Here is a 21,799-nt window from a genome sequence, read left to right as displayed (position 1 = left end):
CTGCACAGTTCTTATTATCACTTTTTATTAGATCACTGAAGAAACAAAGTCCTCAACCGTGAATAAGTTTATATTAACTCCGGGTAAAAGAGCCAGAATTTCTAACCCAACTTGGATCGTTACCCCGTCAGCAGAGGGAATCATGCTAATTTGCTCGAAAGTCAAACCTCCGCTCAAAACCAGTAAGTCTTGACCCTGTTGAAAATCCATAATCAGATCCCAGCCATAGCCGGGAATGAGGACAAAGCGATCGCGACCTTCACCTCCGGTTAAACTATCTATTCCTTGTGCACCCACAAGCACATCGTTACCTTGACCTCCGTTGAGTTGATCATTCCCTTCACCCCCATCCAAGGTATCGTCTCCGCTTTCTCCCCATAACAGATCATTTCCCTCATTACCATCGAGCCAGTCATCTCCTTGACCCCCATAAAGGCTATCATCACCGGAGTTCCCAGACAGTGTATCGTGATCTAGTCCACCTTCCAAAAGATCATCACCTTCATTTCCTTCTATTAAGTCAGATCCTTGATCCCCAGAGACGGTATCATTTCCCAAACCCCCTTGTAATTGGTCATTTCCCTGACCTCCATAGACTTGATCGGCTCCCTCTCCACCGTTGAGCCAATCATTCTCTTGATTCCCGTTGAGCCAATCATCTCCTAGTCCCCCGGAAATCGTATCATTTCCTAGATTACCGAAAATTTTATCCTCACCCTCACCGCCGTTAATTTGGTCACTATTTTTACCTCCTAAAACTGTATCGTTACCCCTTCCAGCATCGATAAAATCACTATCTTGATTTCCCTGAATCCAATCATCACTATCACCCATTTTAATATAATCGCTTCCGGCTAAACCAAAGATGTTATCAGCATTAGAGGTTCCCACAAGATAATCGGGTTCATCACTGGAAGTTTGGGATATCGGATTTGTCAAGTCCGTTTTTAAGGTGGGGAAAACGATAGGAATAATAAAGTTAGTCGGGTCAAAAATGTCAAACTCTTTCTGTTGTCTTATTGCAGAGTTTAAAGAAACTTGAGTTTCTATAGGCGGTGTTGCTGTGGGTTGAGGAGTTGGCTCCGGTGTTAGTTGAGGAGTTGGTGTTGCTGTAGGCTGAGGTGTAGGTTGAGGAGTTGACTCCAGTGTTAGTTGGGGAGTTGGTGTTGCTGTAGGTTGGGGAGTTGACTCCAGTGTTAGTTGGGGAGTCAGTGTAGGCTGGAGCGTAGGTTGAGGAGTTGGTGTTGCTGTAGGTTGGGGAGTCAGTGTGGGTGTAGGTTGAGGAGTTGGTGTAGGTGTAGGTTGAGGAGTTAACTCCAGTGTTAGTTGAGGAGTCAGTATGGGTGTAGGTGTAGGCGTTGGTTGGGGAGTCAGTGTGGGTGTAGGTTGAGGTTGAGGAGTTGGTGTAGGTGTAGGTTGAGGAGTTAACTCCAGCGTTAGTTGGGGAGTCAGTGTGGGTGTAGGTTGAGGAGTCAGCGTTGGTTGGGGAGTCAGTGTGGGTGTAGGTTGGGGAGTCAGTGTGGGTGTAGGTTGGGGAGTCAGTGTGGGTGTAGGTTGGGGAGTCAGTGTGGGTGTAGGTTGGGGAGTCAGTGTGGGTGTAGGTTGGGGAGTCAGTGTGGGTGTAGGTGTAGGCGTTGGTTGGGGAGTCAGTGTGGGTGTAGGTTGGGGAGTTGGTGTTGCTGTAGGTGTAGGTGTAGGTGTAGGCGTTGGTTGGGGAGTCAGTGTGGGTGTAGGTTGGGGAGTTGGTGTTGCTGTAGGTTGGGGAGTCAGTGTAGGCGTTGGTTGAGGAGTCAGTGTGGGTGTAGGTGTTGGTGTGGGTGTAGGTTGGGGAGTTGGTATGGGTGTAGGTTGAGGAGTTGGTATGGGTGTAGGCTGGGGAGTTGGCTCCGGTGTAGGCTGGGGAGTTGGCTCCGGTGTAGGCTCCGGTGTAGGCTCCGGTGTAGGCTCCGGTGTTGGTGTAGGCTCCGGTGTAGGCTCCGGTGTAGGCTCCGGTGTAGGCTCCGGTGTTGGTTGGGGAGTTGGTGTTGGTGTTGGTTGAGGAGTTGGTGTTGGTGTTGGTTGAGGTATATCGTTATCTGTAATTGTAGCTGCGATCGCAGGAATAGAAACCACAGCATAATTTTCATCCGTTGTTGTAACACTATGCTGAATTATGCTACCGTGTTCACCTTCAACCTCTGTATCATCTACCGCAGTTATTGTAACGGTTTGAGGAATATTCCAATTAGCGGAAGTGAATGTTAGAGTCGAAACATCGGTGGTTGACTGACTATCGGGATTAATTGCGATCGCAACATCTGCTGTCGGTTGTCGTGTTAATACAACATTATATTGATCGGTAGCGCCATCTTCACTAATATTTGTATTTCCATCAGTTGGAACAATATTAATATCAACACGAAACACTTCAATCCCTGTTGAAAATTCAGAAGTGTTATTATTAGGATCGGTAGCTGTTGCCGTAATAAATTGACCTTCTAATATATCAACGGGAAGCTCTAAATTAAAATTGGCTATTCCTGTGGTGTCGGTGGTCACGGTACTAGAAACAATAAACGTTTTTCCTTCAGCGTTACTGGAAGGATCAAGAATAGAATTTGAGAAAAATTCTAAGGTAAAGGTTGTGTTTGGGGTATCATTTAAACTCCCTTTAACGGTGGTTTTATCATTGGCAGAAATTGCCGAAATCAGAGAAGGTGCAACTTGATTATTATTAGCAGCATCAATTAAATCAATGCCTAAACTATTATTGTCAAAAATAGAATTTCTTAAAATGGCAAAACGATCTGTATTTTGGATTTCAATGCCATTTCCGCCATTAAAAGCAATTGTATTACCCGCGCCTGTTTCTGTTCCCCCAATAATATTACCAATTCCAGCACCTTGAACTAAAATTCCCTGTTGAGTATTCCCTAACGGAGAAGTACCATCCGCTTGAGTTCCAATTAAATTACCTAAAATTTTATTATTAGCAACATCATCAGGAATTCCGGGATCACCAGAAATTAAAACACCAACGGTATTACCCGAAATTAAATTTCCTTCACCGGAATTTTTTCCACCAATTGTTAGATTAGAACCCGCAATAATAACACCAGCACCGTCTGTTTCTGTTCCATTTGCGACCGCAATTGTTCCGCTTGGATCAGTTCCAATATAATTACCAATTAAGTTGTATGCTGGTTTTGAACTTTGAAAAATGACACCAACACTATTCCCAGAAATAATGTTTCGTTCAGCAGCAGTTGTACCTCCAATAATATTAGGAGGAAGATCTTCAGTATAATTCAAATTGTCAAACAGTGCTAAACCCAAGCTGCCATCAATTCCAGTCCGACCTAATGCAAGAGTTCCCGTAATATCTGTGCCAATATAGTTCCCAATAATTTTATTTCCACTAGCAACCCCTTCGTTATGAGAACCAGGTGCTAATAAACCCATCAAAATTCCGAAATTAGCAACAATAATATTGCGTTCTTCTGGGGTTTTTCCACCGATAATATTATTAGGTGCATCAGTAAGAGTAATACCCCAACTTTTATCGCTTAGGAAAACTGTACCTGTATAATCTGTACCAATTAAATTCCCAATAATTTTGTTGTTAGACGCACTTCCCCCAGTAATACTGATTTCTCCACTACCAATTCCAGGTACAGCATTGCTAGAAATGACATTATCTTTAATGGTATTATTCGCAGAGTCCAAAATAGAAATTCCGCCTCCCCAGCCATCATCTCGAACGGATTCTGTGCCCGTTTCATTCGTACCAATCCAGTTATTTTCAATTAAATTGAACCCTTTATTTCTAATTTGAATAGCAGGAAGCTGAGAGTTATTAAGAATTAAACCTTGAATGGTACTACTGCCTGCGGTAAGGGTTAAGCCAGAAGTTGTAGAAGATGTAATTGAACTATCAATGGGTGAAACCGTAACTGCGTTACCAAAATCCAATTCAATAATGGGTTTATCAATATATCCCGGTTGACTTTTTCCATCAATAATAACGGAATCAGCAATGTTGGGAAGTTTAGAATCCGGTTGAATGGTAAAGGTGTTGGTTAAATTATTAAAACCCGGATCAGTTGTGGGAATATTAAATCTAATCGTATCGGTTCCCGGTAAATAATAGCTATCAATTAAAGCTTGTCGTAGGGAACCTGCACCCGAATCATTTGTATTGACAACAGTTAAAGATTCCCAGAGAAATAAATTAGCATTATTCCAACTGGTGAGATCATATCCTGTACCCCCTTGTAAGGTTAATTGAATGGTTTCATTAGCATCAGGAACGCCATCATCAATGCCATTAATTTCTAAGGTTGCGGTTGTTGCACCTTCGGGAATAATCAAACTATTAATAGTTAAATTCGTAACATTATTTCCCTGAACTACAGTATAGTCATCCCCACTAGAGGCAGTTCCAGCGAGATTAAAATTAACGGTAATTCCGCCAGCAGGTGCAGGTTGATCAAGGAGAATTTCAAATGTGCCATTAAATGCTCCCGTTTCAGTTGCTGTAATTCCCCGGACTACACTAATTTTTGGGTTTCCGGTTGGTAGAGTATTCGCTACAAAAACATCGGTTGTGTTATTAGTATCTCCAGCAACTAAATTATTGGCAAAGGAAGTAAATGTGATAAAATTACCATTAGCCGATAAAGCTGGAGATTCAGAACTATTATTTCCTTCATTTCCCGTTGAACTAATGGAAACTCGATTAGTAATTGCATTACCATCATCAAAGACCCCATTTCCATCGGGGTCACGGTCATGGATGAAAACGTCTTGTTTTTGATTTGTATCTCCAGAAACCAGGTTATTACCAAACGTCACAAAGGTTATAAACCGTCCATCGGCTGAAATATCAGGTGTTCCGGTGGCTAAATTACTGGGTTCTGGTATTCTTCCTCCTATAACGGAAACGCGCTGACTCACTTTCGTTTGTCGGTCATAGACAAAAACACTGCGATCTGCAATAGAATATAAGGACTGCTCATCTTGAGATTGAAAAGCGATATAGTGTCCATCAGCAGAGATGACAGGATCAACAGAATTCCCTGTTTTGGGATTTCCCTCTGAGTCTACAGAAACACGGGTGGTGGTGTTGTTCCCTTCGTCAAATAACCCATTTTCATCGGGATCACGGTCATGCAGAAAAATATCCGTTGCTTGGTTAATATCTTCGGCGACTAGGTTTGTTGAGTTTGAGTGAAAAGCAATAAAACGACCATCTGCCGAAATAGTCGGTGCGCCGATATCATCGCTATCTAAGCCAAAACTAAATCCCTCATTTCTTTCTGTGCCCTCTGAACTGACGGAAACACGGATGGTGTTACCTGTTTGCAAGTCATGAACAAAAATATCCGCCAGTTCGTTGGTATCGCCTAAAACCAGATTATCTGCTTCTGAGGTAAACGTAACAAAGCGACCATTGCCAGAAATTTCTGCTTCACTAGAAATATCATTACTTTGAATACCTCCAGAACTAAGGGAAACACGGGTTGTGATACCATTCCCTTGATCAAAAATACCGTCTTCATCCGGGTCACGATCATGAACAAAAATATCTGAAGTGTTGTTGCTATCGCCAGCAACTAGATTATTAGCACTAGAGGTAAAAGCAACAAACCGCCCATCAGTTGATAGACTGGGATTAGATGAAGTGCCATTTCCTTGAACTCCGCCAGAACTAACAGAAAGTCGGCGGGTAACGCTATTAACTTCATCAAAAATGCCATCTTCATCGGGATCTCGATCACGAATAAAAATATCAGTAGCGTTATTGGTATCACCAGCAACTAAATTATTGGCATTTGACGCAAAAACAATAAAACGTCCATCTCCTGAAATATCGGAATTAGAAAATCGTCCTGAATCATTATTTCCTTGAATTTCGGTTGAACTAACCGATACTCGTTCTGTTTCTAATATACCGGAGTAGGTTGCTAAAATTTGCGGTTGAAAGGCGATGGCTGTGTTCAGATGATTGCTATTAATATTAAATTCCCAACTTCCTCCCAATTGAGGATTTCCGACTTTTTGAGTTGAGGCAATAATATTTAAACCTGTTAAAGTCCGCAGCTTTTCAATAAATACTGCACCTCGACTTTGTGCTGCAACTTCACAACCATAAAAAATTAAAGACGCATCAGGACTGAGATAATTTTTCCAGTGTTGGAGTTGTTGAGCATAATAATCGATTGTTATCCAACTTAACGCGATATTACCGAGTTGGATACAACCTGGACTCCCATGACTCACCAAATGCAACGCAGTAATTGGTGTCCGGTCAGCATAACGGCTGAGGGATGTGGTAATTTGTTTAACCCCATCTTCATCAGCATTGAGAAGAATTCCTAGAGTGTTTGGAATTAGACTTGTTAGCAAGTGATCGCACTCTGTGACATTAGGATCGATAAACACTAAGGTGGTGCCAGAGGTCGATGCACAATAGGAAGATGCAAATCCAAGGGGGGAAGAATTCATAGCCAGACTTAACCCAAAAGTTAATCCCTGTAATAGGTTGTGGGAATTGGAAAACGGTTAATTGAATATATGTCTAGCCCTAGATCACTTATGCAGTATCAATTCAGATCAAGGTATTAGGAGTAACAAATGAACCTGTAAGCCTAATTTCCTGTCAGTATGGTTTAAATAGGGTTTACTGACTTCAGGAGAAGCTTAAAAATGAAACTACGCAATTTAACTGTATTGGGATGTGTTTTCGGGATGGTTTTAGCTTTAGCACCCAACGCTTGGGCTGATCGCCAACAAATGACCCAAGGGGGTTCTCTTTCCTTATCAGGTACCTCTGGAGGGCCTGTTAATAGTCAAGATTGCGGATTTATTGCTCAAACCCCCAATCATATTATTGAAATTACTGAAGATTTACCGTATTGGCGAGTGATGGTCACAACCTCTGGTTCACCTACATTATTAATTGATGGCCCTAGCGGACGTTATTGTATGTTACCAGAGGGTTCTGCCAACAGTGGAATTTTACAATATTCCGGTTATGGAATCCCAGGTAATTATAACATTTATATCGGTGATCGTCAACAAAATCAAAATCCTTATCGGCTGTTAATTACAGATCAGAAATAGCACTTCTGACCAGGAGACTTGATAACTGACAACTGATGATGCGGATACTTGATAACTGATTTATGATTCTCGTCCTGATGCCCAAAGATCCCGCCATTTAACAATACCTTCATTGGCAATAACCCAACGACGGGATACTAAATTTTCGCGTAATGGGGATGTTCCTTCTCGTAAAATTACATATTTATAATTAATCAATTTCCCTGCACTTTCATTAAAGGGAATTTCCCCAAACCAAGTGTTGGTATTGATATATTCTAAAGGATAAGCTTTGGCAATATCCCAATTTCCTAATTCAGGACAATCCCCAATGACAACCACTCGTTCTCCGGGTTGAGTTTGAATTCCATTTAATTGGACTCGAACAATGGTTTGTGCTTTCAAACGTTCCCCGACTTGAGACAAAATAATGACCTGTTTAGAAGCGAGTTCTAGGTTATAAATTTTTCCGTCTTTGACTTCATATTTATTCTTAGACATGACATCCGTATGTTCTCCATCATTTAACTCGGTTTCGACTTCTTCAAGAGTTACTGTTTCTCCCCGATTCATCGCTACAAATAACAGACAATCTCGATAGCGACGAACATAACAATAAACATCAGGAGTAATATATTTTTGCCATTGACTTCCTAATGATACGGCAGGATTTAAGCGTCTTAAACCTGATAATAATCGAAGCTCTCGATAAAGGGGAGAATCCGTATCCCAAGTTTCCATCATCGGACGATTATAAGGGTCATTATTTCCATAAGGATTTCCGTCTCCATTGGTATCATTATGCAGGAATTGTTCTGTGCCATAATAAACACACGGAATGCCACGAGATGTCATAATTAAAGCGATCGCCATTTGCAAAATTTCAGGATCAGGATTTAAGGTTTGGAATCGGTGCATATCGTGATTATCGATAAATGTAATCAATTCCGTTGAACTATAATAGCGATGATCCAAATCTAAAACATCTTGAATTAAGTGAAATCCGGCTTCTTCAAATGCGCCTAATGCTCGACGAATTGCAACACAAAATCCAAAGTCTAAAATCGACATTCCAGACTCATTGGCAAATTCCACAGATCGATCTTGTTCTGGACTCGAATAAATCCACTCACCAAAGATAAAAACATCGGGTCTGTAGGTTTTAATATCGGCGTTAAATTCCTGCCAAAACCAAATTGGCATATGTTTAACCGTATCAACCCGTAACGCATCCACACCCCGATCTAACCATTGTTTAATGGCAGATTTGATATAATTTCGGTATTCAATATTATTTTCATTAAAGGTGGCTAATCCTGACAATTCACAATTCATGACTTGCCATTCATCTTCCCAATTCGTGACTTCTCCATAATGATGATACCAGTTCTTTTCATCATTATTAAAATCAGCAATTTTGACTCCATCATCATATAATATCCCTTTTTTTCCACTAATATCGGGGTTACTATGATTACACACAATATCTAAAATCAACTTCATGTTACGACTATGAATTTCTTCGATTAAGCGATCAAAAGTTGTGTTACGGGTGTCTTGAGTCGCATTCAGAGAAGGGTTTTCATCTTTGCCAATAAAACGGGGATTAAAGCGTTTAAAATCGCTTGTCCAATAGCCATGAACTGCCGCCGTTTCACAGAATAAATCTTCGATTTGTTCAAATAAAGGCGTTAACCAAATTGCGGTTACTCCTAAGTTTTTTAAATAATCAAGTTTATCAATAACTCCTTGTAAATCGCCTCCCCAATATTTACCCCAATCTTGTTGTTTTGGATCATAAAGTTCAGGATTAGGGCCTTCACTATTATTGGGATCACCGTCATAAAATCGATCTACAACAATAAAATAAATCGTTTCTTGGCGAAATTCAATATCACGGGTATAAAGAAACTCTAAATCAATATCAAATTCCGCCTTATGGTCTTGAACAAGTTCCTGAATTTCACTTTGAGCTTCAACGCTAGAAACTTCTTCTTTGGGGGATGTAGCTTGGGGAGGAAAGACTGTATTTGACATGGGGATAGTATAGGAGAAAAATTTAATGGTTGGGTTTGCACCTTCTCCTCAGTATTATTCACCTTCAGCAGATTCAACATCTGTCCAAAGAAAGAAGAATATATTGATTGAGGTAAGTTATACCCCTCTTTTGATTTTTATTACGGAATTTGATTCGCACCTTCATCTATTTTAACTTATAATTTCCCCATCCGTAGGGTGCGTAAGCTCCGCGCACGCACCAAAAACAGCGATCGCTGAATATCAATAATATGAATAAAAGTTGTTATTATTAAAATAGCGATCGCGCTTTTAATTAATATTGGTGCGTGCGCTTGCGCTTACGCACCCTACGGGGTGATTGATATAGAGATGGGAAAGTTAACCGGGTTAGTGGTTTTGTATTCAGACCTTCTAATTTACCCATCCGTAGGGTGCGTAAGCTCCGCGCACGCACCAAAAACAGCGATCGCGAAATATCAATAATATGAATAAAAGTTGTTATTATTAAAATAGCGATCGCTTTTAATTAATATTGGTGCGTGCCCGTGCGCTTACGCACCCTACGGGGTGATTGATATAGAGATGGGAGAGTTAAGGAGATTATTTATGCCGAATTATAGACGTTGGAGAGTTAGTGGAGGAACTTATTTCATTACCATTATCACTTATCAACGTTACCCTTGGTTATGTAGTAAAATTGGAAGGGAAGGATTAAGAAATGCCTTAAATCATGTCCGTCTACACCGTCCCTTTTTCCTAGATGCTATTGTTCTTTTACCTGATCACGTTCATTTTATTTTAACTTTACCGGAAGGAGATTCTAATTACTCGTATCGAATTTTAGAAATAAAAAAATATGTGACTCAAAATTATTCTGAAAAATTGAATTTAAATTTATCTTTAACAAAATCTCGTCAAAAACGAAAGGAAAGTAACCTTTGGCAAACTCGTTTTTGGGAACATACGATCAGGAATGAAGAAGATTTTGCTAACCATTGTAATTATATTCATTATAATCCTGTCAAACATGGTTTATGTGAATCTCCTGAACAATGGCAATTTTCTACTTTTCACCAATTTGTAGAAAAAGGAATTTATCCTCAAGATTGGGGAAAAAATCTTATTCCTGATCTCCCTAATTCGGAAAACTATGAATAACAAACCCCGTAGGGTGCGTAAGCGACAGCGCACGCACCAAAAACAGCGATCGCGAAATATCAATAATATGAATAAAAGTTGTTATTATTAAAAAGGTGATCTCGCTTTTAATCAATATTGGTGCGTGCCCGTGCGCTTACGCACCCTACGGGGTGATTGGTATATATAGAGATGGGAAAGTTAACTGGGTTAGTGGTTTTGTATTCAGACCTTCTAATTTACCCATCCGTAGGGTGCGTAAGCTCCGCGCACGCACCAAAAACAGCGATCGCGAAATATCAATAATATGAATAAAAGTTGTTATTATTAAAAAGGCGATCGCTTTTAATTAATATTGGTGCGTGCGCGTGCGCTTACGCACCCTACGGGGGATGATGAAGAATTATGATATTTTATGTTAAAGAATCCTGAATTGGAATTTGCACCTCACTATATTTTAAATGTTCAGGGGTCATGGGAGAGTTATAAAATAATCGACGAGGAGAACCAATTATTTCATATTCAGGATGTTGTTTTAACCAATTTTTTAACCGTTGTAAATGGATTTGATAACTCTCCCAAGTATAAGCGCCTTGGATACCAATACTGACGACTTTCATCGTTGGGGTATCGGTGACATTGACATCAGATTGTATTTGTTGAGGGGTAATTTCAGGATGAGAATAGAGAAAAGAAACCTCGGCTTGATTGATAGATTCAGACTTCTGTAAATACCGAGCTTCTACAGGGGTTGTCATGGAAATATTGTTGCTACTAATATGTTGAAATAGGGGATTAAATGCCCTGCGAGTGGCTTGAGTTAAATCCCCTTGATGTAAATAGGTTACTCCTCGATAAGCGGGATATTGTTTAACTTCAATCACTCCAACGGGAGTGGGTTGTGGAAATCCGTCTGGTAAAGAAGCCATAATCTCAAACTAGGTGGGAATAACCCACCTTAAAACGACAATTTAAGCTGAAAGTTTCATTAATAAAGTGGTTACTTTGGCTCCTAAATTTTCAACCTCTTGCTGTTGTTGGGGATCTTTTAAGTTGCCATCTTGATTAAAGGCTTCAAACGCCTTAGAAATTGAACGTTGTTCAGGAATAACTAACACCCCAATACTTTCTAAAATTGCCCGAACATGAACTAATCCCCGCATTCCTCCAAACCCTCCAGGAGATGCACTCATAAGGGCTGCAACTTTATTGTTAAAACAAGCTAATCCGGGTAAATTAGGTTCAGGACGAGACGCCCAATCAATGGCATTTTTTAATAACGGTGTAATTGAACTATTATACTCAGGACAGGCAATTAATAAGCCTTGATGAGCTAACATTAAATCTTTAAATTCACGAACCGTTGCCGGAATTCCTTGTTGCGCTTCTAAATCTTCATCAAATAAGGGCATCGGTAAATTCCGCAAATCAATATAAGTCACTTCTGCCCCGGCTGCTTTTGCCCCGGCTGCGGCAATTTGAACTAACTTTTTATTCACAGAGGTTTCCTTAGCACTACCAGCAAACGCGAGAATTTTGGGGGGATTTGCCATGATTTATCCTCATCAGTTCTGGGTTTTATTGTAAATGAAAGTCGGGGAATTTGTCGAACTTGTCGTCTGAAAAATCGGACAAAAATCCGATAATTGTTGCAAACTGGTTAAGGTGATTTCGGGTTTATCTCGATACATCGTCACCTGTCCACTAACATAAATATAGCCGCGTCCTAACCCGGTATACCGTTTATTAATTAAATAAACCAGGGGAGCATATTTTTCGTCGGTGGCTTCAGGAATCCATAATTTCAAATTGTGGTCTTTTGTTCCCGTATGAATAATAGCACTATTCCCGATCCATTTGGTAATTCCCTCCTGTAAATCACAGAAAATAGTTACCCATTGTTGTTTCATGGCGGCGAGTAAAATTTTAGGATAATCTAAACGCACGGATAACACACCATTGGGTTGTCCATAGCGACGAAAATCATCTACAATTGAAGCTCTTAATGACCACCAAGGCATTAAAATTGTATAGTTTCTAAACCCACTGTGTTCATTGGTTTGAGGATTCCAAATCATGCGATTATAAGCTTGGGCTTCGGCTTCAGCTTCCATCATTTCTTGATGATATAAGCGAGAATGTCCATATTTAATATAATAAGGACTCCACCCTTCCTTAATTAATTTTAAATTAAAGTTTTCCCCATATTTATGAACATAACAAATTAATCGTCCGTGATGATCTCGATATTTTTCTAAACAGACTTCTGCGGGTTCATTGCCATCAAATTCAATATCAACTTGGGTTAAAAAACCATGTTCATTTGTAAAATATTGTTGTGCCATTTCTGCCGCAGCAATTCCGGCATTAGTTCGAGGTTTAGAATCATGGTTGAGTATTTCTTCTGTATCCACACAATCGAGTCTTAAAAATTCCCGCTTATCATTGAGTAACACTTTGATAGTGTCCCCATCTACGACTCTTGTGACTTGTAAGTTTTTAATTCGAGTTCCCACAATATTTAATTTTCCTTTGAGTTATAAATGATACAATTTATCTTGACACTAGAATTAATAGCTTTGATTATAATACCATAGAGGATAACAGGGAATAGACAGAAGTTTATTAATTAAAATATAAGGATTGTGGTGATTTAGATGATTATTGCTGCTTTCATTGACAGCAAGAGCATCAACACCATCATTTGGCTTGGTATTAAGATGGCGTTCCTCTACTCTTAACTTTTTTGATTTGTGAAAAATAACTGTAAGGGTTGGGAGACGCCACCCCTACAATAAAATATTACGACCTATTTAGAAGTGCTATAATAACTCATCCTGGCTTTAATTATTAATAAATTTCTCAAAAATATCGCCAAATTCTTTCCGAACATAAGTTTTATGAGCTTGTTCGAGCCACTGAAAAGCATACTGGTTAATGGCTTTAAATTGTTCTTCTAAAGCGGAGGCAGTTGTCGAACGGTTAACGGCATTTGTTGCTGTATTTAAGCTAGTTTTAGCATATTCATAATGAATCGCATTTTCCTGTTGAATTTCCGAAATTTTAATTAAGGCTTTATACAAGTCTTTAAGTTTTTCAATAAAAGTTTTACCAACATCGATGGAATAGGAATGCTCACCCATCGTAAATTTAATTTCAATGTCCATATCCAAAGTTCCTGCTGTTTCAAGCTTGACATTTTTAATGATATGGTGACTGTAATTATAGCGGTGAAGCAAGCGTTTTTTGCTCATAGCAGAAGTACCATCCAGATGAATCAAAGCGCGATTAGTAAAGCAATATTCATCGGTTTTTGACTTAATTAGAAAATAGATTTTTTCCCCTTCTTCATGGATGATATAATCATCGGTATCTACTTTGTTATAATCTGCGGGTTTGATGACAGCACCAATATCACTTATACCCAAAGCATCCGCCGCAATATTTTTGAACATAGATTTGCCTCTGCGATCGCATGAATAAGATTAACTGCATTATATCCCAGATTCCCCACTTCCAAAAAAGTAACGTACTGTACTACATAAATTTCCCTAGATCTATAGTACAAATACTTATTTTTACCTAAATTTAGAGATATAATATTAATTAATTCAGTTAGACAAGGAGATTTTTCTCATGGCACTGATGACAATAAAAGATTTAGAAAACTTACAAGCAACTCTCTCAGAAGCTGGACAGGATTACCAATTAGAACTTGAAAATGGGAAAATTATCGTTATGGGGCCATCAGATATTATCTCTAGCGAAATAGGTGTCCGTTTAATTGCTTTTCTTTTCGCTTGGGTTGAACCTCGTCGCTTAGGGCGAATATTTGACTCCGCAGGGGGTTTTATCATGCCCGATACTAACTTAAAAGCACCAGATGTTTCTTTTGTTCGTGCATCTCAGCTACAACAAAGTGTTCGCTATTTTGCAGAATTAGTTCCTGATTTAGTTGTAGAAATTAAATCTCAAAGTGATCGAGTTAAAACACTAGAAAAAAAACTCAAAAAGTTTTTAGAATTAGGTGCAATTGTGGGAATTTTGATTGACCCTGATGAATTGACTGTTACCGTTTATCGACCGACCGGGGAAACCATCATACTAGCAAATGAAGATATTTTAACTTTACCCGAACTATTCCCAGGTTGGGAATTATCAATTTCTGCATTATGGCCGCCTATTTTTACAGAAGCAGAAGTTAATGATTAATTGATTTTTGATAAAACCCTAATTGATTAAAATTGCATTTCTAACAATTTAAGTTATCAAACCTGTGGCTACAGGCTAGAAGCCTGTAGCACTCTAATTAATTAGAATCCCCAACCAGAGGTTCAATTAAATCAATAATTTGCTCAAATTGAAATTGATGCACCAGTTGAGTTAAGCTTTTAGTGAAACAAGCTTCAGTTTCAGGAATTTCTAAGATTAATCTCATGATTTGCTGCTCATCTGCTTCGAGAACTGCTTGATATAATCTCCGTACCCATTCTTGAGGCATGATTTGAAATTGTTCTGTCGTTAGTCGGGGTAATTCATTAATTATTCCCCCGGTTTGACTATTGCCATCTGTCATATCTTCATAAATATATTTGATTCCTAAATGTTTAGTTAATACCTCAAAAATAGTAGATTCTTTAAAGGGTTTACGCATAAAATCGTCACAGCCCGCCGAGAGAGTAATGGCTTTTTCTTCTTCTAAAACACTCGCAGTTAAAGCAATAATCGCCGTCGCATTCCCTTGAGTCGTTGACTTAATAGATTTAGTGGCTTCATAACCATCCATAATCGGCATTCTCATATCCATAAAAATTAAGTGCGGTTGCCATTGATTCCAAATTGTTATAGCTTCTTGTCCATTACTCGCTGATTTCATCTCAAATCCTAAAGGGGAAAGTAATTTTATTAATAATTGACAATTAATAGGTTTATCATCTACCGTCAAGATTTTGTAAGTCGCTTGACCGGGTGCTAGTGCTAATACTCGTTTAGGATTAATTTGTTGAATTTTAGTTAATTCTTTACCTAATTGTACCGAAATATAAAATTGAAAAGTTGTGCCTTTTTCTAATTCACTTTCTACGGTAATATCTCCCCCCATTAACTGCACAAATTGACGACTAATAGCTAATCCTAATCCGGTTCCTTCTTGGGCTTCTCGTCCTGATTCTGTTTGCGAAAAAGCCTCGAATAAGTTAGTTAATTCTGCTTCAGAAATTCCTTTCCCTGTGTCGCTAATTTGAAAATTTAAAGTCTGATTTTGATTGTCTTTACTTTCCTCGGTATTAACCCTTAAAATGACTTCACCTTTGGATGTAAATTTAATCGCATTCCCTAATAAATTGAGTAAAATTTGACGTAATTTTACTTCATCAGTGTAAATATAACGAGGGAGATTTTCTCCCCGCACAAAAATCAATTCTAAGCCCGCACTAAAGGCTCTTAAATGTAACATATCTTCTAAATCATCTAACAATTGAGAAAGATCAAAATCCTTTTGATTCAGGGTGGTTTTTTTGGCTTCAATTTTAGAAAAATCTAAAACATTATTAATTAAGGTTAATAAATATTCCCCACTGCGATTAATAATCCCCGCATTTTCATATTGTTCTTTAGGTAAATTTGGGGTGCGTAACATTAACTGCGAAAAACCAATAACTGCGTTTAATGGACTCCGTAATTCATGGCTCATATTGGCAATAAAAGCACTTTTAGCCTGATTAGCAACTTCTGCTTTTTCTTTGGCAATAACTAATTCTTCGGTTCTTTGTTCAACTTTTTGCTCCAGGGTTTCTGCATAGTTACGCACATCAGCAACCATTAAATTGAAAGTTTCTGCAAGTTGACCTAATTCGTCTTTACGTTTTAGATCTATTGTTACATTATAATTTTGAGACTGTACTTTTTGAGCGGCGATTTGTAGCTGTTTAATCGGATGCCCTAAATAACGAGCCAAGAGAATCGAAAGTAAGATTGAGAGGATAAAACTAATGGCAATTATGCCGAAGCTGGTGTATTTCAAATTACTGAGTTGGTCTTGCTGACTTCCTGCTATATAATCTAAGCAAAGAAGGGCGATGGTTTTGCCTTGTTTATCCTTAATAGGGATAGCGACTGTAATAGAAGTATAAAAACTATCTGTATAATAGTCTTTAGCAACAAATATTTCACCGTTTTTAAAGGCAAGATCAAAGACAGGAGAATTGGGAACATATAGATTGCCGATGGGATTACCTTGCCACCAACCTTCTGGCTCTTGGGCATCTGAGGCAAGAAATTTTAAAAACTTGTGATCAGGCGACTCTGGAATTGTAATCAGAATATAAGGTAAAATTGAATCGCCATAATCTGAAATATTTTCAGAAGCTGAAATATTTTGTGGATAAACGTCTTTTAATGGTGTTATTTTATTATTATTATTTAGGTTGGCGTAGTGAATTTTTCTAAGAATTTGAACGATCTCTTTACACTCTTTTGTAGACTGATATTTACGAATATTTTCAGGACTCAGACTATTCAATGTACCACCAGGGGGTAATTTTTGTAGCTCTGCCATGGAAAAGTCAGCTTCCTTGTCAATTTCAGCTTTTAATTTGACAATGCTTTCACGATCTTCATTGCTGAATAAAAAGGCACTGGTACTACCAATATCTTTAAGTCGTCCTCTAATTTGTTCCATTACCAATTTAGAAGTAATTGAATAAAAATAGTATAGACTAGCTGTACTAATTCCTGTGGTTAGTAATGTAATTAAAATACCTAATTTTATGCCAAAGGAAATACGCATCGTTAAATTTATAAAGGCAATCATTCTATTATAGGAAAAAAATAATGGGCAAAGCCCATCCTAAAGTTATAAAAAATCCCTGGTAAACCAGGGAAGATCACAAAATTAACACTGATAACTGATAACTGATAACTGATAACTGATAACTGTCTACGCCCCACCGCGCAATTTTTCTAATACACTGCGATCTTGTAACGTAGAGGTATCCCCGGTAATTTCCTGACCCGATGCCAACGATCGCAATAAGCGCCGCATAATCTTCCCAGACCGAGTTTTAGGCAAATCATCCGTAAACCGAATTTCCCCAGGACGAGCTAAAGCGCCAATTTCGCTGACAACGTGCTTTTTAAGTTCCTTGGCTAACTCATCGGAGGCTTCTTTGCCTTCCTCCAAAGTCACAAACGCCACAATATCCTCACCCTTAATATCATCGGGTTTCCCGACGACCGCCGCCTCAGCCACCGCCGGATGGGAGACTAACGCCGACTCAATTTCCATCGTCCCTAAACGGTGTCCCGACACATTGATCACGTCATCCACCCGACCCATAACCCAGAAATAACCATCCCGGTCTTGATGGGCTCCATCTCCGGCAAAATAAAGGTTTCCCCCGTCTTTGGGTTTCAAATATTCCCAATAGGTGCGGCGGAAGCGATCGGGATCACCATACACCGTCCGCATCATTCCCGGCCAGGGATAGCGCACCACCAAATAGCCGCCACTGTCATCGGTTACGGGGTTGCCTTCGGTATCCACAATATCCGTTAAAATTCCAGGGAAAGGTAAAGTTGCCGAACCCGGTTTGGTGGGAGTCGCCCCAGGTAAGGGTGTGATCATAAACCCACCCGTTTCCGTTTGCCACCAAGTATCGACAATGGGGCAATTGCCGTTTCCAATCACGCGATGATACCACATCCAAGCTTCCGGGTTAATGGGTTCTCCAACGGTTCCTAACAGGCGCAGAGACGATAAATTACGGGACTTGGGATGATGTTCGCCCATCTTCATAAACGCCCGAATAGCGGTTGGTGCGGTATAGAAGATCGTCACCCCGTATTTTTCCACCACATCCCAGAAACAACCGGGGTTAGAATTACGCGGGGCTCCTTCATACATTACCGTTGTCGCCCCATTGGATAACGGCCCATACACAATATAACTATGTCCGGTGATCCAACCGACATCGGCAGTACACCAATAAACATCGGTATCCTGTAAGTCAAAAGCCCATTTATTCGTGATGTGGGTGTAGAGGTTATATCCCCCTGTGGTATGGACAACGCCCTTGGGTTTTCCGGTCGTCCCACTGGTGTAGAGGATGAACAGCATATCCTCACTATCCATCGGTTCGGCGGGACAGTCGGCGGATACTCCCTGTTTAAGATCATGCCACCAATGATCCCGTCCCGGTTCCATATTAATTTTTTGGGCCGTTCTCTGCACGACTAAAACGTTTTCAACGTTCTTCGCTCCTGCATCAATGGCTTTATCCACTTGTTCTTTCAGGGGGACAATGGCATCTTTTCGCCAGCCACCATCGGCGGTAATCACCAGTTTAGCTTCTGCATCGACTAAGCGATCTTTTAAGGCTTCAGCACTAAACCCGCCAAAAACAACGGTATGGGGGGCTCCAATGCGGGCACAAGCTAACATGGCGATGGCGGCTTCGGGTATCATGGGCATATAAATGCCAATGCGATCGCCTTTTTTAACCCCTAACTGTTTGAGAACGTTAGCCATTTGGCACACTTCCCGGTGCAGTTGGAAATAAGTTAAGGTGCGAGAGTCTCCGGGCTCCCCTTCCCAAATTAAGGCGGCTTTATTTTTCCGCCAGGTTGTTAAATGACGATCTAAACAATTATAAGAAATGTTAATTTTGCCATTAACAAACCACTTAGCAAAGGGCGGTTGCCAGTCTAAGACTTGATCCCATTTTTGAAACCAATGCAGTTCCGTTTCCGCTAGTTCTGCCCAGAACGCTTCCGGGTTGGCTTTGGCTTTGTTAGAGTCGATTAGGGAGTTACCCCCCTAACCTCTCCTTCAGAACCGTGCATGAAACTTTCGCCTCACACGGCTCCTTGATAACTCCACCTTTGTTATAGGTACGATTCAAAACGGATTCATTTCATAGTTCACAACTTGTTCTAGGGGTATTAATCCTTTCTTTGTTGATGAACCATCCTTAGCCGTTTTTATGTCGTGACAATGTTTATGTAAAAGTTGAAGGTTATCGTAGGTGTCTTTTCCACCTATCGATGTTGGTTTAATTGTGTCCCAACTTCTACAATGTCTGTACTTGTAAAATACAGACCACAGTGAGGACAAATACCCTTTTGTTTTTTGATTAATTTGGAAACTCTGCTAGGAGTTTCAGGATATTCGCCCCTTCGTTTACTCCAGTAAATCCAGTCTCCATTAAACGGACTAGCCTTTCCTTTGACCTTTGTATGCCTTACGATTGGCGTACTGGCGTGGTTGAATAATTCTATTCCGTCTTCTGTACTGAAACACCAATCTTTATCGCCTACTGTTCTCCAGTATTTGTCTTTATTGATGCTCCCTTTTCCCCTCGTTTTTGCCCATGCTCTTAACTTATCGTAGGTTAGTGTATCTACTTTTGAAAAAGTTGCTTTACTAACCACTGTTGAGTAATAGTTTGACCATCCCCTAATAATTGGATTTAGCTTGCTAATTAAAGCAGCTTGTGGGGCTGTCTTATGGGTATCTATTACTTTAGCAATTTTTTCAAGATGAGTTTTGATTTTGGCTTTTGAGGGTGTGATTAATGTCGTAAAACCTAGTAGAGTTCCTTTTGGGTTTTTGGCACATCGGTAGTTGCCTACTCTGTGTTGTTGTATATGGAATCCTAAGAACTCAAACCCAACATTTCCATCAATTTTATTGAGGGTGTGGGTTAATTTTGTTTTACTGGGTTTTAATTCCAATCCCATGTCACTTAACCATTTTGCAATTATCTCTTGACACTTTTTGACTACGTTTAAATCATCATGGATTATTACGAAATCATCGGCGTAACGGATTAAACTTAGGGATTCACGTTTATGCTGTTTGTTTTGTTTCCCTTTTAGAGTTTCGGCGTATTGCTTGACTCTTTCTTCCATACCATGTAGGGCAATATTCGCAAGTAAGGGTGAAATTACCCCTCCCTGTGGTGTACCATCATTAGTAGGAAAAAGTTCTTTTCCGTCCATGTACCCTGCTTTAAGCCATGTCTTTACCAGACGGCTTAATGTAGGGTATGTGTTTATTTTGGAGATTAACGCTTTGTGGTTTATGCGGTCGAAGCATTTGGAGATATCAGCATCAAGTACATATTTGGACTTGTATCTGATACTTAAAAATATTGCTCCTATTGCATCGTGGCAGGAACGTCCTGGTCTGAAACCATAACTGTTTGGCTCAAATTTAGCCTCCCATTCTGGTTCTAACGCGCTTTTTACTAACGCTTGCAATGCGCGGTCATTGATTGTGGGTATCAAGAGTGGACGGGTTTCTGTTGTACCAGGTTTGGGAATATTAACTCTGCGAGTTGGTTTTACCTTATTGGTTAACTTTAATCGTCCTACAAGGCTCATACGTTGTTTTGGGGTCAGAGATTTAACTCCATCCACTCCAGCCGTATTTTTGCCTTGGTTGTCTTGTGTTACCCTGCGAACCGCAATACATTTAGCACTCCAGGAATTAATCAGGGTCTTTTGAAGTTTGCGAACTGCTTTAACATCGCCTCGTTCACTCGCTTGAAATATGCGCTTTTGCAACTTGAAAGTTACCCTTTCCAGCTTGCGCCAGTTAAGGTCTTTCCATTCCACCGTCTGAGTTTTAATCAGCGTTTTAGACATTTGTATTGCTACTTGTTCTATTTCTTTGGAATTACCGAGTATCTGTCAGCATATCCTTGTCATTACAACAAGGCATTCGCTTTTGATACCATCCTTTCCCCATATACCATTCGTTAGCTACTTACTGGACGCACGACCTCTCCAGAGATATACAGGGGTTACTTCGTTCCGATTACACATTTGTTTGAAGTCTTTAGCGTGATGCTATCCACCGGGTTTTTTGGGCGGTGCTTATAAGTCGTTAAGAAATACGCTTATGCCCTATCCTTGCCTTTTGGCTTGGTGTTAATCAAGATTGTTCTTGATTTAGCCATTACACCATCACAACTAACGATGGTTCAGACACATCTTTGCTTTCGCTACGCATGGACTTCTTGCTCAGTAGTTACCAGATTTGGCTTCCAGTAGTTCTACCTTTTTAACCCCGCTTTAGCTTGTTGGTTGCTACCCAATCAAACTAGGGGTTATGCTTTCACCTCAGCACTTGAGGGGTGGGACTTAACTCACGGAGTTTCACCCACAAATGTAATCAGTTATCACCAGTCTTAACAACTGGGTTAACCGTCCCATAAGCTTTTCAGCTTATTTTAGGTTAAACGAATCGCACTTCATAGAGTTGTTTATACTCTTCTAAGCTTTTAATATGAGCATTCTGGGAAAACTCTGGTGTCGGTGCAAATAACCGATTTTCTTGCAAAATGGATTCTATCGTTGGTTGTGACATAATCAGTAATCAGTAATGAGTTATCAGTTATCAGTGTAAGAGTTAAGAGTTAAGGGTTAAGAATGGGCTTGATAATTCTTAACTTTACTGATTACTGATTAAGCTGTGTAGACATTTATAGCCTATAATTTAGTAAGCAAGGACGCTGGCACTACTTATATATAAAGATTTTTGAATCAGAAATTTAGA

12 protein-coding genes and 1 pseudogene are annotated in these 21,799 nt (G+C 39.7%); 3 read left to right on the top strand and 10 right to left on the bottom strand.

Features of this window, described 5'->3' with window-relative positions:
• Positions 1–27 precede the first annotated feature (27 nt).
• Positions 28–6,486, bottom strand: coding sequence for a DUF4347 domain-containing protein (locus IQ236_RS06940; protein ID WP_193868576.1), 6,459 nt, complete (start codon positions 6,484–6,486; stop codon positions 28–30).
• 201 nt (positions 6,487–6,687) lie between these two features.
• Here IQ236_RS06940 and IQ236_RS06935 point away from each other — a divergent pair, with 201 nt between their 5' ends.
• The gene (locus tag IQ236_RS06935; RefSeq protein WP_193868575.1) at positions 6,688–7,104 is read left to right on the top strand and encodes a hypothetical protein; all 417 of its coding nucleotides are present in this window, start codon (positions 6,688–6,690) and stop codon (positions 7,102–7,104) included.
• 60 nt (positions 7,105–7,164) lie between these two features.
• Here IQ236_RS06935 and IQ236_RS06930 read toward each other — a convergent pair whose 3' ends face one another.
• Positions 7,165–9,120, bottom strand: coding sequence for an alpha-amylase family glycosyl hydrolase (locus IQ236_RS06930; RefSeq protein ID WP_193868574.1), 1,956 nt, complete (start codon positions 9,118–9,120; stop codon positions 7,165–7,167).
• Positions 9,121–9,708: 588 nt separating this feature from the next.
• Between IQ236_RS06930 and IQ236_RS06925 the strand changes: the two genes are divergently transcribed.
• Complete coding sequence (locus IQ236_RS06925; protein WP_193868573.1) at positions 9,709–10,260, top strand: REP-associated tyrosine transposase; 552 nt, start codon at positions 9,709–9,711, stop codon at positions 10,258–10,260.
• Between the two features lie 392 nt (positions 10,261–10,652).
• On the opposite strand, the gene IQ236_RS06920 is transcribed toward IQ236_RS06925, so the two are convergent.
• From IQ236_RS06920 to IQ236_RS06905, 4 genes are all read right to left on the bottom strand, one after another.
• Positions 10,653–11,171: a heme-binding protein gene (locus tag IQ236_RS06920; protein ID WP_193868616.1), complete on the bottom strand. Its 519-nt coding sequence runs from the start codon at positions 11,169–11,171 to the stop codon at positions 10,653–10,655.
• Between the two features lie 39 nt (positions 11,172–11,210).
• The gene (locus IQ236_RS06915) at positions 11,211–11,792 is read right to left on the bottom strand and encodes an NADPH-dependent FMN reductase (protein ID WP_193868572.1); all 582 of its coding nucleotides are present in this window, start codon (positions 11,790–11,792) and stop codon (positions 11,211–11,213) included.
• 12 nt (positions 11,793–11,804) lie between these two features.
• Positions 11,805–12,755 carry a thermonuclease family protein gene (locus tag IQ236_RS06910; RefSeq protein WP_193868571.1) on the bottom strand — a complete coding sequence of 317 codons (951 nt, stop codon included), beginning with the start codon at positions 12,753–12,755 and terminating at the stop codon, positions 11,805–11,807.
• Between the two features lie 327 nt (positions 12,756–13,082).
• Positions 13,083–13,694 (bottom strand): PH domain-containing protein, encoded by a 612-nt coding sequence (locus tag IQ236_RS06905; protein ID WP_193868570.1) that lies wholly within the window; start codon positions 13,692–13,694, stop codon positions 13,083–13,085.
• A gap of 181 nt (positions 13,695–13,875) precedes the next feature.
• Here IQ236_RS06905 and IQ236_RS06900 point away from each other — a divergent pair, with 181 nt between their 5' ends.
• Positions 13,876–14,451 carry a Uma2 family endonuclease gene (locus IQ236_RS06900; RefSeq protein ID WP_193868569.1) on the top strand — a complete coding sequence of 192 codons (576 nt, stop codon included), beginning with the start codon at positions 13,876–13,878 and terminating at the stop codon, positions 14,449–14,451.
• Between the two features lie 97 nt (positions 14,452–14,548).
• Here IQ236_RS06900 and IQ236_RS06895 read toward each other — a convergent pair whose 3' ends face one another.
• From IQ236_RS06895 to IQ236_RS27990, 4 genes and pseudogenes are all read right to left on the bottom strand, one after another.
• The gene (locus IQ236_RS06895; protein ID WP_193868568.1) at positions 14,549–17,026 is read right to left on the bottom strand and encodes an ATP-binding protein; all 2,478 of its coding nucleotides are present in this window, start codon (positions 17,024–17,026) and stop codon (positions 14,549–14,551) included.
• Positions 17,027–17,176: 150 nt separating this feature from the next.
• A complete protein-coding gene (gene acs / locus IQ236_RS06890) occupies positions 17,177–19,039 on the bottom strand; it encodes an acetate--CoA ligase (RefSeq protein WP_193868615.1) in 1,863 nt (620 codons plus the stop codon).
• A gap of 96 nt (positions 19,040–19,135) precedes the next feature.
• Positions 19,136–20,886 (bottom strand): annotated as a pseudogene (ltrA, locus tag IQ236_RS06885) (group II intron reverse transcriptase/maturase).
• Between the two features lie 592 nt (positions 20,887–21,478).
• Entirely contained in the window at positions 21,479–21,610 is a 132-nt protein-coding gene (locus tag IQ236_RS27990; protein WP_265578680.1) for a hypothetical protein, read from the bottom strand.
• Between the last annotated feature and the right edge of the window lie 189 nt (positions 21,611–21,799).

It is taken from the genome of Planktothrix mougeotii LEGE 06226 (genome assembly GCF_015207485.1).
GTDB lineage: Bacteria > Cyanobacteriota > Cyanobacteriia > Cyanobacteriales > Microcoleaceae > Planktothrix.
This window is presented reverse-complemented; position numbering and strand designations above follow the sequence as displayed.

Bases quoted from the DNA above. Each gene is read 5' to 3' on its own strand.
- IQ236_RS06935 (WP_193868575.1), top strand. From the start codon at position 6,688: ATGAAACTACGCAATTTAACTGTATTGGGATGTGTTTTCGGGATGGTT.
- IQ236_RS06905 (WP_193868570.1), bottom strand. From the start codon at position 13,694: ATGTTCAAAAATATTGCGGCGGATGCTTTGGGTATAAGTGATATTGGT.
- IQ236_RS06895 (WP_193868568.1), bottom strand. From the start codon at position 17,026: ATGCGTATTTCCTTTGGCATAAAATTAGGTATTTTAATTACATTACTA.
- IQ236_RS06940 (WP_193868576.1), bottom strand. From the start codon at position 6,486: ATGAATTCTTCCCCCCTTGGATTTGCATCTTCCTATTGTGCATCGACC.
- IQ236_RS27990 (WP_265578680.1), bottom strand. From the start codon at position 21,610: ATGTCACAACCAACGATAGAATCCATTTTGCAAGAAAATCGGTTATTT.
- IQ236_RS06915 (WP_193868572.1), bottom strand. From the start codon at position 11,792: ATGGCAAATCCCCCCAAAATTCTCGCGTTTGCTGGTAGTGCTAAGGAA.
- IQ236_RS06930 (WP_193868574.1), bottom strand. From the start codon at position 9,120: ATGTCAAATACAGTCTTTCCTCCCCAAGCTACATCCCCCAAAGAAGAA.
- IQ236_RS06900 (WP_193868569.1), top strand. From the start codon at position 13,876: ATGGCACTGATGACAATAAAAGATTTAGAAAACTTACAAGCAACTCTC.
- IQ236_RS06925 (WP_193868573.1), top strand. From the start codon at position 9,709: ATGCCGAATTATAGACGTTGGAGAGTTAGTGGAGGAACTTATTTCATT.